At 40.7% G+C, this 15,334-nt stretch carries 8 protein-coding genes; 7 read left to right on the top strand and 1 reads right to left on the bottom strand.

Annotated elements, in window-relative coordinates; genetic code table 11:
- Positions 1 to 4 precede the first annotated feature (4 nt).
- Positions 5 to 1,576 carry a pectate lyase family protein gene (locus tag BLW31_RS00460; protein ID WP_010536704.1) on the bottom strand — a complete coding sequence of 524 codons (1,572 nt, stop codon included), beginning with the start codon at positions 1,574 to 1,576 and terminating at the stop codon, positions 5 to 7.
- A 273-nt stretch (positions 1,577 to 1,849) separates the two neighbouring features.
- Between BLW31_RS00460 and BLW31_RS00450 the strand changes: the two genes are divergently transcribed.
- The 7 genes from BLW31_RS00450 to BLW31_RS00420 all read left to right on the top strand — a co-directional run bounded on the left by BLW31_RS00450 (position 1,850) and on the right by BLW31_RS00420 (position 15,303).
- Complete coding sequence (locus tag BLW31_RS00450) at positions 1,850 to 2,644, top strand: LiaF transmembrane domain-containing protein (protein WP_010536706.1); 795 nt, start codon at positions 1,850 to 1,852, stop codon at positions 2,642 to 2,644.
- Positions 2,645 to 2,647: 3 nt separating this feature from the next.
- Entirely contained in the window at positions 2,648 to 3,460 is an 813-nt protein-coding gene (locus tag BLW31_RS00445; RefSeq protein ID WP_010536707.1) for a LytTR family DNA-binding domain-containing protein, read from the top strand.
- Positions 3,461 to 3,718: 258 nt separating this feature from the next.
- The gene (locus tag BLW31_RS00440; RefSeq protein ID WP_229035538.1) at positions 3,719 to 6,148 is read left to right on the top strand and encodes a glycoside hydrolase family 95 protein; all 2,430 of its coding nucleotides are present in this window, start codon (positions 3,719 to 3,721) and stop codon (positions 6,146 to 6,148) included.
- A 276-nt stretch (positions 6,149 to 6,424) separates the two neighbouring features.
- On the top strand, positions 6,425 to 8,059 hold the full coding sequence (locus BLW31_RS00435) for a pectate lyase family protein (protein ID WP_010536709.1): 1,635 nt from the start codon (positions 6,425 to 6,427) through the stop codon (positions 8,057 to 8,059).
- Between the two features lie 34 nt (positions 8,060 to 8,093).
- On the top strand, positions 8,094 to 9,758 hold the full coding sequence (locus BLW31_RS00430) for a hypothetical protein (RefSeq protein ID WP_022302169.1): 1,665 nt from the start codon (positions 8,094 to 8,096) through the stop codon (positions 9,756 to 9,758).
- A gap of 47 nt (positions 9,759 to 9,805) precedes the next feature.
- Positions 9,806 to 13,213 (top strand): SusC/RagA family TonB-linked outer membrane protein, encoded by a 3,408-nt coding sequence (locus BLW31_RS00425; protein WP_022302170.1) that lies wholly within the window; start codon positions 9,806 to 9,808, stop codon positions 13,211 to 13,213.
- Positions 13,214 to 13,224: 11 nt separating this feature from the next.
- Complete coding sequence (locus BLW31_RS00420; protein WP_010536712.1) at positions 13,225 to 15,303, top strand: RagB/SusD family nutrient uptake outer membrane protein; 2,079 nt, start codon at positions 13,225 to 13,227, stop codon at positions 15,301 to 15,303.
- The last annotated feature ends 31 nt before the right edge of the window (positions 15,304 to 15,334 follow it).

Here is a 15,334-nt window from a genome sequence, read left to right as displayed (position 1 = left end):
CTACTTAGTTATTGGTTGGATATAAGGAATTTACCAAACTATTCAGATACACTTCCAGATTGGTATATTCTTTGTTTAAGTTATATTTGTTTCCGTCATTGCCATCGTTGGGATTCAGTCCGTTTGCTGTTTCCCATTCATCAGGTATGCCGTCTTTGTCACTATCCTGTTGGGTGGTGGCAGCGGATACGTATTCACTCCAGCCTTCCACATCAGTTTGTGTATCAATCAGCCCATTGGCTCCACCACTTGAGCCTGTATATGTAAATGTTCCTTTTTCCGTCTCATCTACAATACGCTTGTCTATATTATCGCGTATATTAGAAGCACCTGCATACTGTAATATAGCTTTGTAAGCATTTTGTGCCGTTTGAACGAACGAATAATCATCTAAGATAGGAAAACGTGAAGATACAAGCAAATTTTGGCTGGATATTTCGTTGTTTTTTACGACAAAGGCAGTAGAGGATGTATTGTCTGCGTTTGCATTGGCTGCTTCCGTCTTTTGTGAGGCAGACAACTTATCGTATGTCTCAAAATAGTTCCCGTTTACATAGAATTTGCCATATACTCCTTTGGCCTGTTGATTTTTACCATCATCTACATAAGCTGTGAAAATACGGCAATGAGTCTTTTTCGCTGCATTAACAGGACCTGGCTTATAATAGTTGTTTATAATGTTATAACTTCCTCCTTGTGCTCCGTACGCTCCTTCGCCGGTCCAATTATAGATAACATTGTTACAAAGATCTACTTGTTCCATATCTGCTCTATTGGAGTAACGACTCCCACATAGGCGTGGGGTGCGGTTGCTGTGATGAGCCAGCAGATTATGATGGAAGGTGGCGGGACTGCCTCCCCATATTCCACCATATCCGTGTTGCTGTTTAGTATGTATTGAATTGGTCAGACTTTCGCTGATGATGCACCATTGCATAGTGAAGTCCGTATTTCCATAAAATGAAGCACATTCGTCTGTACTCCAACTCATAGAACAATGATCGATTATAATATTCTTTTTGCCGGGGTATGAACTTTGATATCCGTTCATAGCATCATCTTCCGTTTTGCATTCATCTCCCATACGTGACCGGATAAAACGGATAATGACATTGTTTGCATTAACGCGCAGCGTATAGTCTTTCAGGCATATACCCGGTTGGGGGGCGGTCTGACCGGCAATGGTTATATCGTCATTCTTTATTTGCAGTTGTTTTGTCAGGGAGATAGTCCCGCCTACAGCAAATACGATTGTTCTTTTACCCGATTTCTCTATCGCCCAGCGAAGAGTCCCTTCTGAACCATCGTCTTTGAGAGAGGTTACTGTGTACACTGTCCCCCCGGCTCCACCGGTAGTAAGTTTTCCTGCCCCTTCGGCACCGGGAAAAGCTGCGATTGTCGAACGGTCCGGAGCTGGATATTCTGGTAATGGATCATCTCCCGAATCCCCCGGATCGGTAGAATCTCCTGGCTGTTCTGCCGGAGGATTGGTGTCTTGCTCCGGATTCTCTTCCGAACAGGCTGTGAGTGAGAGGAAAATGGATGCAAGGAAAGCACCTAATAATAGTTTATTCATGGCATTAGTCTTTTTATTCATAGGGTTGTATTCACATATTGTGTTCATTTTATGGGGCAAATGTATAACGAAGAAAATATCCAGGTGTGCAATATTTGTTTTTCACATTGTATTTTTTGTTATTAGATTCGGTTTGAGCATAATTAAATGTGCTTTATTTACCGATTTTTATCCGGTATTCATCGGTTTTCTGACCGGAAATCAACAGAAAAGCCTCTGAGGGCACAAAGAAATGACGTATCTTTGAACCATCAATCATTAATCATAGAAACGATGGAACAGAAATCTAAATTCTCATCTGCTACATGCTTTTCAGGAAAATTTCTGATAGCTTTATTGTTTATCCTTTCAGGAATTCTGTTATTCGCCCGCAATATGGGGTGGATGACTGATGAATTGTTCAGTATGATAGTATCATGGCATTCCTTACTGATTGTATTAGGAATTTATTCGATGATACGCTGTCATTATATTGGTGGAATTATCCTTTTATTAATAGGTGTTTATTTCCTGATAGGAGGTCTTTCGTGGTTGCCTGAGAATTCTCAGGCAATGGTTTGGCCATTTGCCCTGATCATAGTCGGAGTCTTATTTTTCTTCAAGCCTCGTCGCAGAGGACCATGGGATGACAAACAGCGTATGTTTCGTCACCATAAGGAATGGATGCAGCGCGGACGGTGCAGTCAGGCAGGGATGAACTTTACTGACGAACAGCAAAAATACGAATCGGAAGATGGTTTTCTGCGTTCTGATAACACCTTTGGAGCCGCTCGTCATGTAGTACTTGACGAACTATTCAAAGGAGGAGTTGTCCGTACTTCATGCGGAGGGACAACAATTGACCTGCGACATACCCATATCGCACCAGGGGAAACGTATATCGACCTGGATTGCAGCTGGGGAGGAATTGAGATATACGTCCCTTCTGATTGGAAAGTAGTATTTAAATGTAATGCTTTCTTTGGCGGATGCGATGATAAACGTTGGCAAAATGGGAATATTGATAAGGAAAGGGTGTTAGTCATTCGGGGAAGGCTTTCTTTTGGGGGACTGGAGGTTAAAGACTAACGTATGAAAACACATCCGATTATAGATTATCCTTATCGCTGGGTCCCGATGTTGGTGGTAGCACTGGTGTTGGTAGCAGCTCAGGTGGCGATAATGAGTGTATACACGGGCGCGGATTATGTACCTGCTGTCATAGATGGAATAGCAGCAATCGGTTGGTTGATGGCATTAGGTTATTTGGCTTGGTTCGTTGTTGGAGTGGTGTCTATCTTTCAGACAGAAGTCATTATTCTGGTGACAGGGATATTGATCTGGATAGCCGGCAGCTTTATGGTTAATGATATCATGACAAGAATAGCAGGTATACCATATATCGCTTTTGCATCTACCATTCCTTTTCGTCTGTTGTTTGGCATTCCGACCTGGGTCGCGATCATACTTTGGTATCGTTTGATTGTTGCCAAAGAAGATGCGCTGAATCAAGAACTGGAAAAAGAGTTGGCAATGCGTCAATCGGTTAGTTTGCCGGAAGAACCGCGGATTGAGCAGATTGACCGTATAACAGTGAAAGACGGTTCGAAAATTCATTTGATTAAAACAGATGAATTAACTTACATACAGGCATGCGGAGATTATGTTATGCTGATTACTCCCTCGGGAGAATATCTGAAAGAACAGACTATGAAGTATTTTGAAACTCATCTGCCTTCCGACACTTTTGTTCGTGTTCATCGTTCTACAATTGTCAACGTTACGCAAATCTCCCGTGTAGAATTGTTTGGAAAAGAAACGTATCAGCTTTTATTGAAGAACGGGGTTAAACTTCGGGTAAGCCTCTCCGGTTATCGATTATTGAAGGAACGGTTAGGAATATAAGAAACGGCTGTTTGATAATACAAATGATTGATTTTTACCCTAGTCAGCTGTTTTTGAGGTATTGATGAGGCGGTTTGCATTTAAATTCATATAAATACAAACTGCCTCATGGGCGTTTTTTCCTCCAATCTTACCAAATTTTACTCTATAAGAAGATTTCTCTGCCTTAACTTTGCCATATCATCGTTTGTTAACTCAAATTGTATATATATGGCTTATAATTTATTTAGAAAATGTTCCCTTTGTCTTGTATTGGTTATGTGTACCGGGATGACGGTTCAATCACAACAAAAGGCTATCCTATGGTATGATAGTCCTGCTCAACATTGGGAGGAGGCGCTACCTTTGGGGAATGGTCGTTTAGGTGCAATGGTATATGGAGATCCGGTCAATGAAGAAATTCAATTGAATGAAGAAACAGTTTCTGCAGGCTCTCCTTATAAAAACTATAATTCAGAAGCTAAAGAAGCTCTTCCAGCTATTCGGAAACTGATTTTTGATGGAAATTATGCCGAGGCGCAATTAATGGCCGGTGAAAAGATTCTTTCTAAAAATGGCTTTGGAATGCCTTATCAAACAGTCGGGAGTCTGCGTTTGCATTTTCAAGGGCAGGAGAACCATACGGATTATCGTCGTGAGTTGGATATAGATAAAGCCCTTGCTATAACTACATATCGAGTGAACGGCGTTGAGTATAAACGTGAAACCTTTACTTCTTTTACGGATCAGTTGGTGATTGTTCGCCTTACTGCTTCCAAGCCTGGTATGTTGACCTTTACTGCAGCATTGACTTGTCCGCAAGCAGTAGAAGTTTCTGTTTCCGGCAAAAATACTATAAAGATGAGTGGCATTACTAAAGGCGATCAATTCACTGAAGGAGCGATACGATTTGCTGCTGATTTGAAGCTTGAACTACAAGGAGGAAAAAGTATAGCACAAGACTCAGTATTATCAGTTAGTAATGCCGATAGTGCTGTGCTTTACATTGCTATGGCGACTAATTTTGTTAACTATAAAGACATTTCTGCTGATGCTGTAAAACGGAATCAGGTTTATCTTAGAAATGCTGGAAAGAACTATTCGAAAGCACTTCAGGAGCATATCGCAGCATATCAGAAATATTATCATCGTGTATCGTTAGACTTAGGATATACTTCTCAGGCTGATAAACCGACAGATGTAAGAGTAAAAGAATTTGCTGTTTCTGATGATCCGCAGTTAATATCACTTTATTTCCAGTATGGTCGTTATCTGCTCATATCTTCTTCACAGCCTGGAAGGCAGCCTGCGAATTTACAGGGGATCTGGAATGATAAGTTGAATCCGGTGTGGAAATGCCGGTACACAACGAATGTCAACGCAGAAATGAATTATTGGCCTGCAGAGGTTACCAATTTGAGTGAAATGCATGAGCCATTTTTACAGATGATAAGGGAATTGTATGAGAATGGACAAGAGGCAGCCCGTGAAATGTATGGTTGCCGTGGATGGGTACTGCACCATAATACTGATTTGTGGCGGATGAACGGTGCCGTTGATAAAGCATATTGTGGTACTTGGCCTACTTGCAATGCATGGTTGTGTCATCATTTGTGGGAACGTTATCTTTATTCAGGTGATAAAGATTTTTTGGCTAGTGTATATCCTATAATGAAAAGTGCTTCGGAATTTTTTGTGGATTTCCTTGTCAGGGATCCTAATACAGGATATATGGTGGTAACTCCTAGTAATTCTCCCGAGAATGCTCCTCGTCAGTGGAAAGGAAAAGCTAACTTGTTTGCCGGCATTACGATGGATAATCAGTTAGTATTTGATCTTTTTACAAATACGGAAGCTGCTGCACATATTTTAAATGGAAAAGACGAACAGTTCTGCGATACTATCCGCTCTTTGAAAAAACAACTTCCTCCTATGCAGGTCGGACAATATGGACAATTGCAGGAATGGTTCGAAGATTGGGATAATCCAAACGATCATCATCGGCACCTTTCTCATTTATGGGGACTTTTCCCTGGTTTTCAGATTTCACCTTATTCATCTCCCATACTTTTCGAGGCTACCCGGAATACACTGATGCAGAGAGGTGATCCGTCTACTGGTTGGTCCATGGGGTGGAAAGTTTGTTTTTGGGCAAGATGTCTGGATGGGAATCATGCATTGAAGCTCATTACAAATCAGTTGAACCTGGTATCTCCATTAGTGCAGAAAGGGCAGGGAGGAGGAACCTATCCTAATTTATTTGATGCACATCCTCCTTTTCAGATCGATGGAAACTTTGGTTGTACTGCCGGTATTGCCGAGATGCTTGTACAGAGCCATGACGATGCTGTCCATCTATTGCCGGCTCTGCCTGATGCATGGAGGAATGGGGAAGTGAAAGGACTTCGAACGCGTGGAGGATTTGAAATTGTTTCTTTGAAATGGAAAGACGGAAAAATAGAATCAGTGGTTGTAAAATCTACTATTGGAGGAAATTTACGTTTACGGACTCATAATATGTTGAAAGTGGATGGCAAAGATTACTCTGAATCCAAAAACGACAATCCGAATCCTTTGTTTGCCAAGCAACACATTGCCCGTCCGTTGGTAAGTGAGAAGGCTACATTGAAAGGTATCAGTTTGATGAAGACATATCAATATGATGTACCTACTGAAGCAGGTCAGACTTATACCCAGATAGGGTATTGAGTACTAGCAGGGAATAATTTCTAAAATAGTAGTGTAAAGTAAAATATGGAATTTTTGGTATTTTAATCCTAAAATCTTGTACATGATATTTCTGTGATAAAATAGTGCACCTAAATGCTCAAAAAGTCCCCTCTCTTTGTATTTGATATAACTTACTTTGCGTAAAACCTTTCTGTTAATAGGTGAAAAAGTGAGTAACATTCAACTCTGATTTGTGCCTAACAGATGTTTTGTGAAAAGTATATAGTAAGATGTATTAACTTTAAATTAAGATGGATGAGAAATTATGCATTAATTGAAAAATGGAAAACACAGCATGAAGGTGTTATGTATTATTTTACTAAGTGTCTGTTTTTTGTAGGTTGTACTACGATTTTAGGAGCATGTACTGATGTCAAAGGATTCACTAATATGGACTTGGGCCCTTACGCGAAAGCACCGGAAGTATTGAAAGCTTTTCCTACTGCCGAAGGCTTTGGGAAAAATGCGACGGGGGGTCGTAACGGAGTCGTAGTTAAAGTAACAAACACCAATGATGATGGCGAAGGATCTTTTCGGTGGGCATTGAAACAATGTTCAGAGAATGAGGCTACTACGATTGTTTTTACCGTTTCCGGTAAAATAGAATTGAAGTCGGAGATACGTTGTAAAGCAAAGAATTTCACAATAGCCGGACAGACTGCTCCGGGAGGTGGAATTTGTGTGATAAAGAATGAAGTGAATTTTGGAGGTTCTGAAAATTTTATTATTCGCCATGTGCGTTTCCGTGTAGGGGATAAGGATGCGAGTGGAAAAGATCATAATGCTGCATGCCTCCGTGTGGAAAATGCTAATAACTTTATCATTGACCATTGTTCATTTAGTTGGGCAAGTGAAGAAAACACGGATTTTATTGATACCCATTTTTCTACAGTACAATGGTGCATCTCCAGTGAAGGACTTTATTATTCTGTAAATAAGAAAGGTTCCCGTGGCTATGGCGGTGCATGGGGTGGTACCTCTTCTACTTACCACCATAATTTGTTTGCTCATTGTAATAGCCGTACTCCATTGATGAATGGCGCGAGAGGCAAAGACCCCGGACAGGATATCAATGTATATATGGAATATATTAATAATGTGAACTATAATTGGGGGAGCCAAATGGCTACTTATGGAGGAATGGACGAGTCACAAGATTCGGAACATCATGGATGGTCATGTAACTTTGTGAATAACTACTATAAACCGGGACCTGCTACAACGGCTCGTGTGAAGGAACCGAAATTCTTCCGTCAATCAAGTGCACGTGATCCGGAAAAGGCTCCTTTGCGTGCTGCATCCAAGTGGTTTTTTGATGGAAATGTAATGGAAGGGAATTCTGATCTCACTTCTGACAACTGGAAGGGTATATATACAGATGGTAACTACCCTTATAGTCTTGATGAAATGAAAGCTTCTTCTTTTATTGTATCTTCTGGTAAAGATAATTACGAACAATATTGGTTTGATTGGGAAGCATATACCTTGTCCGAGAATTACGAATCTGCCGAAAAGGCTTTCCAGTCGGTAATCGGTGATAATGGCGCTGGTGCCTTTCCACGGGATAAAGTGGATGCACGTATCATTAAAGACGTGAAGGGGGGAAGTTGCACCTATACGGGAGCCGGTGATGATAAAAGTGGGCCTCTTCCTGGGATAATCAATAGTCCGGAAGAAGCAGAAGGATTTGAAGGGTTGACATATAATACATCCGGAGTTATTACAGATGCAGATAAAGATAGTATGGATGATGCTTGGGAAAAGAAAGTAGGATTGGATCCGACTAATTCGGAAGATCGCAACAAAACTACGGATATTGGGTATACTGCTTTAGAAGTATATATCAATAGTTTGGTGAATGAAAGCATCTCATACAACTTCAAGAAGTAAGATCAATGAAATGTTAATATTAAAATTAAATACTATGAATTTAATGAAATTAATGATGGTAGGCCTCCTGTTGAGTAGCTTCTTGTTTCTGGTGACAGGCTGTTCGGACAATGACGATTCAGGTGCTAAAGTTCTATTACGGCCTGTGGCAACGATGGAGGTCGTACAAAACAAAGCCTATATTAGTTGGAAGAGTGTAGAAGGGGCGACTGAATATGTCGTCGAAGTATATAAGGTGACTAATAAGGAGGAAGAGCTCTATAAAACAGAAACAGTATCAACTGACCAATCTTCCTGTGTTATTGTTTTGGATTGGGAAGAAAATTACAAATTTAAGGTAAAATGTATAGGTAATGGAAGATTGTCCGGTTATTGGGAGACGGAGGTGACAGGGATTCTTTATCGTCCTTTGTCTATTGAGTTGAAGGAAACTCGTACGATTGATACGCAGGCTCTTATCTCATGGTCCCCCAATGATACGGTTGTTATTACGGCTTTGACCGCAGTTCCGGTCGGAGCAGAAGACGATTCACAGGAAATGAAGGTATATCAGGTTTCTTCGGAAGAGTACCTGGCTGGTTCGAAAATTATAGGTGATCTGACTCCTGAAACATCTTATCGTGTCAGTCTGTATTCAGGGGCTGAGCAGACCTCTGAAACTTATCAGGCACGTATCGAAGTAACAACAGAAACTACAGAGAATTTGGATGCGGATTATGGAACGGCAAATCGTGTAGACTTGCGTAACGAACCGTTTGACCCGAATTATTTCAACAGTCTCGATTGGAATTCTATAGCAGAAGGCACCACTTTTATTCTTCCGGCAGGAAAAACATATGTGTTGAATAGTGGTGAATCGATTATTGAATTTGCTCATTCTGTTAATTTTGTAACTCCGCAAACATTGGAGGAGTATCCTACTTTTAGCTTTGATAATGCTTTTCGTGTGGTAGAAGATGGTATGATAGATAAGATAACGTTCAAACGCATCAATCTAAAGGCTGCAAAACCTTTGTCGGAAATGACTAACAACAGTTTGAGCGGCAAACAGGTGATCTGTCCGGAATCTAAAGTCTTCTTGATCAATACGGTCGATTTTACCAATTGTTATATCGAGAATTTCCGTGCTATTGTTCGTTCGAAACAAGCAGGCGGAAGTGTTGAAGCAATTTTATTTAAAGAATGTACAATCAATGCAATAGGTAATCAAGGTATTGTTTCTACAGATGGAAAAAAAGGAAATTATGTAAATGATGTTTCTTTTGATGGATGTACCATAACTAATATTTGTGCTATTGCCGATTTGCGTAATACGGATAGTGGTAAAAATATATCAATTACGAACACGACATTCTGCTATGCCCCTATGGAAAATGCATTTTTATTCCGAGTAGCTGCAAATATTCCCATTAAAATAGAGAATTGCGTTTTTGGTGGCTCTATGAAAATAGACAATAATATTCCGAAGTTTAATGAACTGGGTTCTGGTGGTCAGGATGACTATACGGGAAGTTATCGCTTTAGTCCGGTTAACAGTTTTCAGACAAGTGATCATTCATCAACTAAGGGCAGTCTTGGGCTGAGTGATTCTAAAATGTCGACAACTGGTTTGTTTACCGATCCGGCTAATAACAATTTTAAACTGAATGAATTATTTGAAGGTTGTTCTAGCGTGGGAGCTCCCGAATGGAGAAGATGAACTGCGCATTTAATAAAGGAAATAATATGTATAAATACGTTATATTTATGAAGTACATAAGTTCTTCATCCGTTAAAAAGATAGGTATGCTGTTATGCTTCATCGCATTTGCATTATCTGTTAACGCACAACCCCGGAAAGTAACGGGGCAGATATTGGATGAAAGTGGTCAACCGATTATTGGTGCCACTATAAGGTTGCAAGATTCTCCGACGGGTACTATCACTGATATTGACGGTCATTTCTCTCTGGATGTTCCTGAAGGGAAAAAGGTTGTAGTTTCTTATATAGGCTATATTAAGCAAACTTTTGTTCCTAAAAGTAATACATTAAATATAGTTCTTCAGGAGGATAACCAAAAACTGGATGAAGTGGTTGTGGTTGGTTATGGTAGTATGAAACAGAAGAATATAACCGGTTCTGTTTCGACCATTTCTGCTGAAGAGTTGGAAGACCTTCCTGTATCCAATCTTTCGGAAGCATTGCAAGGAATGGTTAACGGTTTAACAGTAGAATTGGGTTCCAGTCGTCCGGGTACGAATGCTAATGAAGTTTATATTCGTCAGAATCGTACTTTTACCGGTATTTCCAAAGACGGTGGTAACTCGACTCCTCTGATTATTATCGATGACGTCATTCAGCTGGGTACTAATGGGCAGCCGAGCATGGAACAATTCAATATGCTTGATCCTTCGGAAGTGGAGAGCATTACCGTCTTACGTGATGCGAGTGCGGCAATTTATGGTTCGCGTGCTGCCAATGGTGCAATTCTGGTAAAAACCAAAAGAGGTAAAAAGGGAATACCAGTTATTTCTTATTCCGGGAAATTTGCGGTAAATGACGCAGTCAGCCACTCTAAGGTGTTGAAAGGTTCTGATTACGGACGTTTCTATAATGCTTTGGCAATCGGTTCCAACAAGGCGAGTGGATATGACGATTTGGATGTACTTTACAGTGATATGGAATTGGCTGAAATGGATAACCTGAATTATGACTGGCTGGATAAGGCCGGTTGGTCGTCCGCTTTTCAACAGACACACACTCTGAACGTTAATGGTGGCAGTGAACGTGCTACTTATTATGCAGGTGCTACTTATTATGACCAAGGAGCGAATTTGGGGGAACAAAGCTACAAGCGTTATACTTATCGTGCCGGTGTTGATGTGCGTTTGACGAATGACATCAAATTGTCTGCCACTGTTGCCGGTAATGAAGGAAAGTCTGACCAGATATATACAAAAGGAGCGCGTTTTAAACTGTACGGAATGAGTGGAAGTACAGAAAAATCGGACTATAGTGCCTTGCATCATATGCCGAATCATATGCCTTGGAGTGTGATGTTGCCGGATGAGAACGGGGTCGATCAGGAATATTGGCTGGGACCGATAGAGAATACTTATACTAGTCCGAACTTTAATCGTGACTATGTTACTTCCTGGAATTATTTCGCATTGAGCAACAGTGGCTCATTCAGTAAGAACAGGACCAATAGCTGGAATGCTGATATTTCATTGACTTATGAGGTTCCATTTGTGAAGGGACTGTCACTCCGCGCCACATATTCATCTTCACATTCAAGCGAAGCTACAGAACAAGCCAGTTTTCCGTATGAATTAGCTTATGTAGGTGGCAGAATGCCTGCTAATCAACATTTGGTATATACCATTCCGAACAGTTCTTTTAAACAATCGGTTTTCGATAAAAACAGTACCTTATCATTCAAAGATAAACAATCGGACAGACGGCAAATGAACTTTTATGTAAATTATGACCGTACGTTTGGATTACATAGCATTTCGGCAATGGCGTCTATTGAACGTTACGAATCATTCTATGATTCCCGTGATATTGAATATGCTGATCTGGCGCACGATATTTCTGATACTTATTTGGGGGTAGGGGGACCTTCTATCGTAGGAACAGATGGCAAATCTGCATTGACTTCTGATAATACAGTAACATTGAAAGGAGAATCAGGTTCTCTTTCTTATCTGGGACGTATCGCCTATTCGTATGCCGACCGTTATATGTTACAGTTTATTTTCCGTTCGGATGCTTCTACGAAGTTTGCTCCTGAAAACTATTGGGGATTTTTTCCCGGTATTTCTGCCGGTTGGATTCTTTCCGAAGAAGGATGGTTCAAACGTTCACTTCCTTGGTTCGAGTTTCTGAAGATACGCGCATCCTGGGGACGTACGGGACGCGATAATATCAAGATGTGGAAATGGAAAGAACAATATAAGATGGATCTGAAAGGTATGCAGTTCGGAGCTGAGAGTGGTAAACCGGGTACCAGCCTCATACCACAGGCATCTCCTAATCGTAATGTGAAATGGGATGTTTCCGATAAGTTCAATCTTGGTTTTGACACTCGTTTCTTTGATGGTCGTTTAAGTGCTGTATTCGATTTTTACTATGACATTAATGATAACATTCTGAATCAGTTTATGGCAAGCCAACCAGGAATACCTATTTATGCCGGTGGTTCGTATGCGGAAGAGAATTTTGGTCGTGTTGATACATATGGTGGTGAACTTTCTTTGACTTGGCGTGATAAAATCGGAAAAGTAAACTACAATATTGGTATGGATTTTGGTTTAAGTGGTAGTAAAGTGAAAGAATGGGTTCCCGGTTTACGCTATAATAAATATCCTTGCAGCTCAAGTTGGGAGGAAGGAATGTCTACTTATCTGCCTGTATGGGGATTTAAAGTATGGAAAGGTACTTCGATGGGTGATGGTATTTTGCGTACACAAGAAGATATCAATAATTATTGGTATTATCTGGAATCATGGACACCTGAAGGAGGACAAACTAAGTATCTTGATAAAACCAGCAAGGATGATTTGCGTCCGGGCATGGTCGCTTACCAGGACTTAGGAGGTGAAATGGTGAATGGCGTACAGCAGGGTCCTAACGGACAGATTGTTCTTGAACAGGATTATGGGAAATTATGTGAGAAAAACAAAACCTATAATATTTCGACTAGATTAGGTGCTAGTTGGAAGGGACTTTCTATAAGTGCCAACATTGCAACTTCATGGGGTGGTGTACGCTTTATTGACCGTGCTTCTATGGGGGGTAACAAGAGTACGATGATATGGGCACCGGATTCCTTTTGGGGAGATATGTTTGATGAGGTAAACAATCCGTATGGCAAGTATCCCAATTTAGGAGCAGAATCTTTGATCTCCAGTTCAGCTATTGCCAATTCAGATTTCTGGATGATCAGTACGTTCCGCTGCTATATACGTAATTTGTCTGTCAGCTACTCGTTCCCTAAGAAATGGATTGCTCCGTTGAAGATGTCGGCTGTCCGTGTGAATCTGACAGGTAATAATTTATGGGATTTATACAACCCTTACCCTGATCATTATCGTAATATGTATGATTCTTCTTCTACAGAATATCCTACTTTGAGAACATGGTCATTAGGTGTTAATGTTACATTTTAAAAACTGTATCAATGATGAAAAAGAAAAACTTATTATATGCGGGAACTTTAGCTCTGGGAATGTTCATGTCCGGATGTAATGATTCCTTTTTGGATATGAATAATTATGGAGCTTATGATGATTTTGATTCCGAAACCAAAATTACCTGGTATTTGGCAGGGCTTTATCAGAATTGCTTTGAGAATTACACTTCTCCGGCATCTCAGTACTTGGGATTGCATACAGCTTATGCGCAGGACTTCAATGAGTTTACAGATGAGATGTGGGGTATTACTTCTACCAGCCGGATTGACCCGAGTACCCAATATTCGACAATTGATGATATAAAGACACAGACTGATGCTTCCAGTGGTAAAAGTTATGATCCGTTGTTTGCCGGTTATTTTGGAAAGGCATTAGGTTCAAGCATTACCAATAATGCCTATACACGCATTCGTAATTGTAATGTTTTACTTCGTGATATAAATGCTTCCTCCGTTTCGCAGGAGACTAAAGATCAAGCCAAAGGTCAGGCACTCTTTTTGCGTGCCATGCAATTGTTCGATTTGGTTCGTATGTATGGTTGTGTACCTATTGTGACAACCGTGTTGAATGCGGAAGCGACCGATGCAGGACTACCAAGAGCTTCTGTAACTCAGTGTATAGATCAGATAGTGAAAGATTTGACCGAGGCGTCTACTTTATTGCCGGACGAATGGGGGACAAACGACTACGGTCGGTTGACACGGGGTGGTGCATTAGCTTATAAAAGTCGTGTCTTGCTATTCTATGCCAGCCCTATTTTTAATAAAAATTGGAATGATGCTGGTAATATCCGTTGGCAACAAGCATTGAAAGCCACTCAAGACGCTATGTCGGGCATTACTGCCAGTGGCTTGAACGGTGTGACTGATGCTGTAACTTGGGGCAAGATACTTGCTGATGATGATAACGAACATTCCAATAGAGAGACGTTAGTTGTCAGATTATTGGCAAAGGAAAGTAATTCTTCGTTGGGTTACAAAAACAATCGTTGGGAAAAGTCTATTCGACTGACTTCTCAGGGAGGTAGCGGTGGAAAAGGTGTACCTATTGAATTAATAGATGTATTCCCGATGGCTGATGGAACCCTTCCCGATGCTAGTCACAGAGTGGTAGATGGAAGTTTACGTTTCATGGAATATCGTGATCCACGTTTTTACCAGACATTTGCATTCAGTGGTTTAAAGTGGGGACATAAAGCGTTGACTAATGATACCGTTTGGGCTTATCGTTGGAGAACTTCAGAATCAACCACTAGTGGATTTGCATATAGTGAAGGCGTAAATATAACTAGTCCGGTGTGTGTACGTAAGATGAGTGGGCTCAATACGGCTTCGGATAATAACTATGAAGCTTCAGGTGTACATATTTATGATTTTCGTTACGCGGAATTACAGTTGAATCTGGCCGAATGTTATGCGGTGACCAATCAGATAGACTTATGTAAACAAACAATTGGAAAATTGCGTGCCCGTGTCGGTATTCCGTCAGATAACAACTATGGATTGGATACTTATGTGACAGATCGTGCTTCAGCACTCGCTGCTTGTTTACGCGAACGTCAGGTTGAGTTGGCTTTTGAAGGAAAACGGTACTGGGATATTTGGCGTTGGATGCTTTATGATGGAGGACAAGGGGAAAATATGCAGTTAAGCACTACAAATACTTGTTCTTTCTTGGGCATAACTCCGTTGACTGAGAAATATCGTACAGCTAAATATGTAGATGTAAAAGATGGATATACACCTGGCAGCAAAGATGTATTGGCAGATCTTCGTAAGACTATTTTTGCTGACCCTGAGTCAGTTGATTTTCAGGACCAACTTAAAAAGGTTGCCGATTTTTGGGAAGCTAACTTCCAGTATGGGGAACCCAATGCGCAACCGGATAAGAATAATAATAATGAATGGATTAAGATGGGCTGGAGATCTAATTATTATATGATGGGGCTATCGAAGGATATTCTGGACAATAACTCCTGGCTCGGACAAACCAAAGGTTGGACAGACCAGAACGGTGCTGCCGGAACTATAGATTGGCAAGATGATGAAACTCTAACCATAGATTAAAGGCGTTTTCAGGATTAAATAAAAGGCCATA

The sequence above is a fragment of the Bacteroides faecis MAJ27 genome, assembly GCF_900106755.1.
GTDB classification, from domain to species: domain Bacteria; phylum Bacteroidota; class Bacteroidia; order Bacteroidales; family Bacteroidaceae; genus Bacteroides; species Bacteroides faecis.
This window is presented reverse-complemented; position numbering and strand designations above follow the sequence as displayed.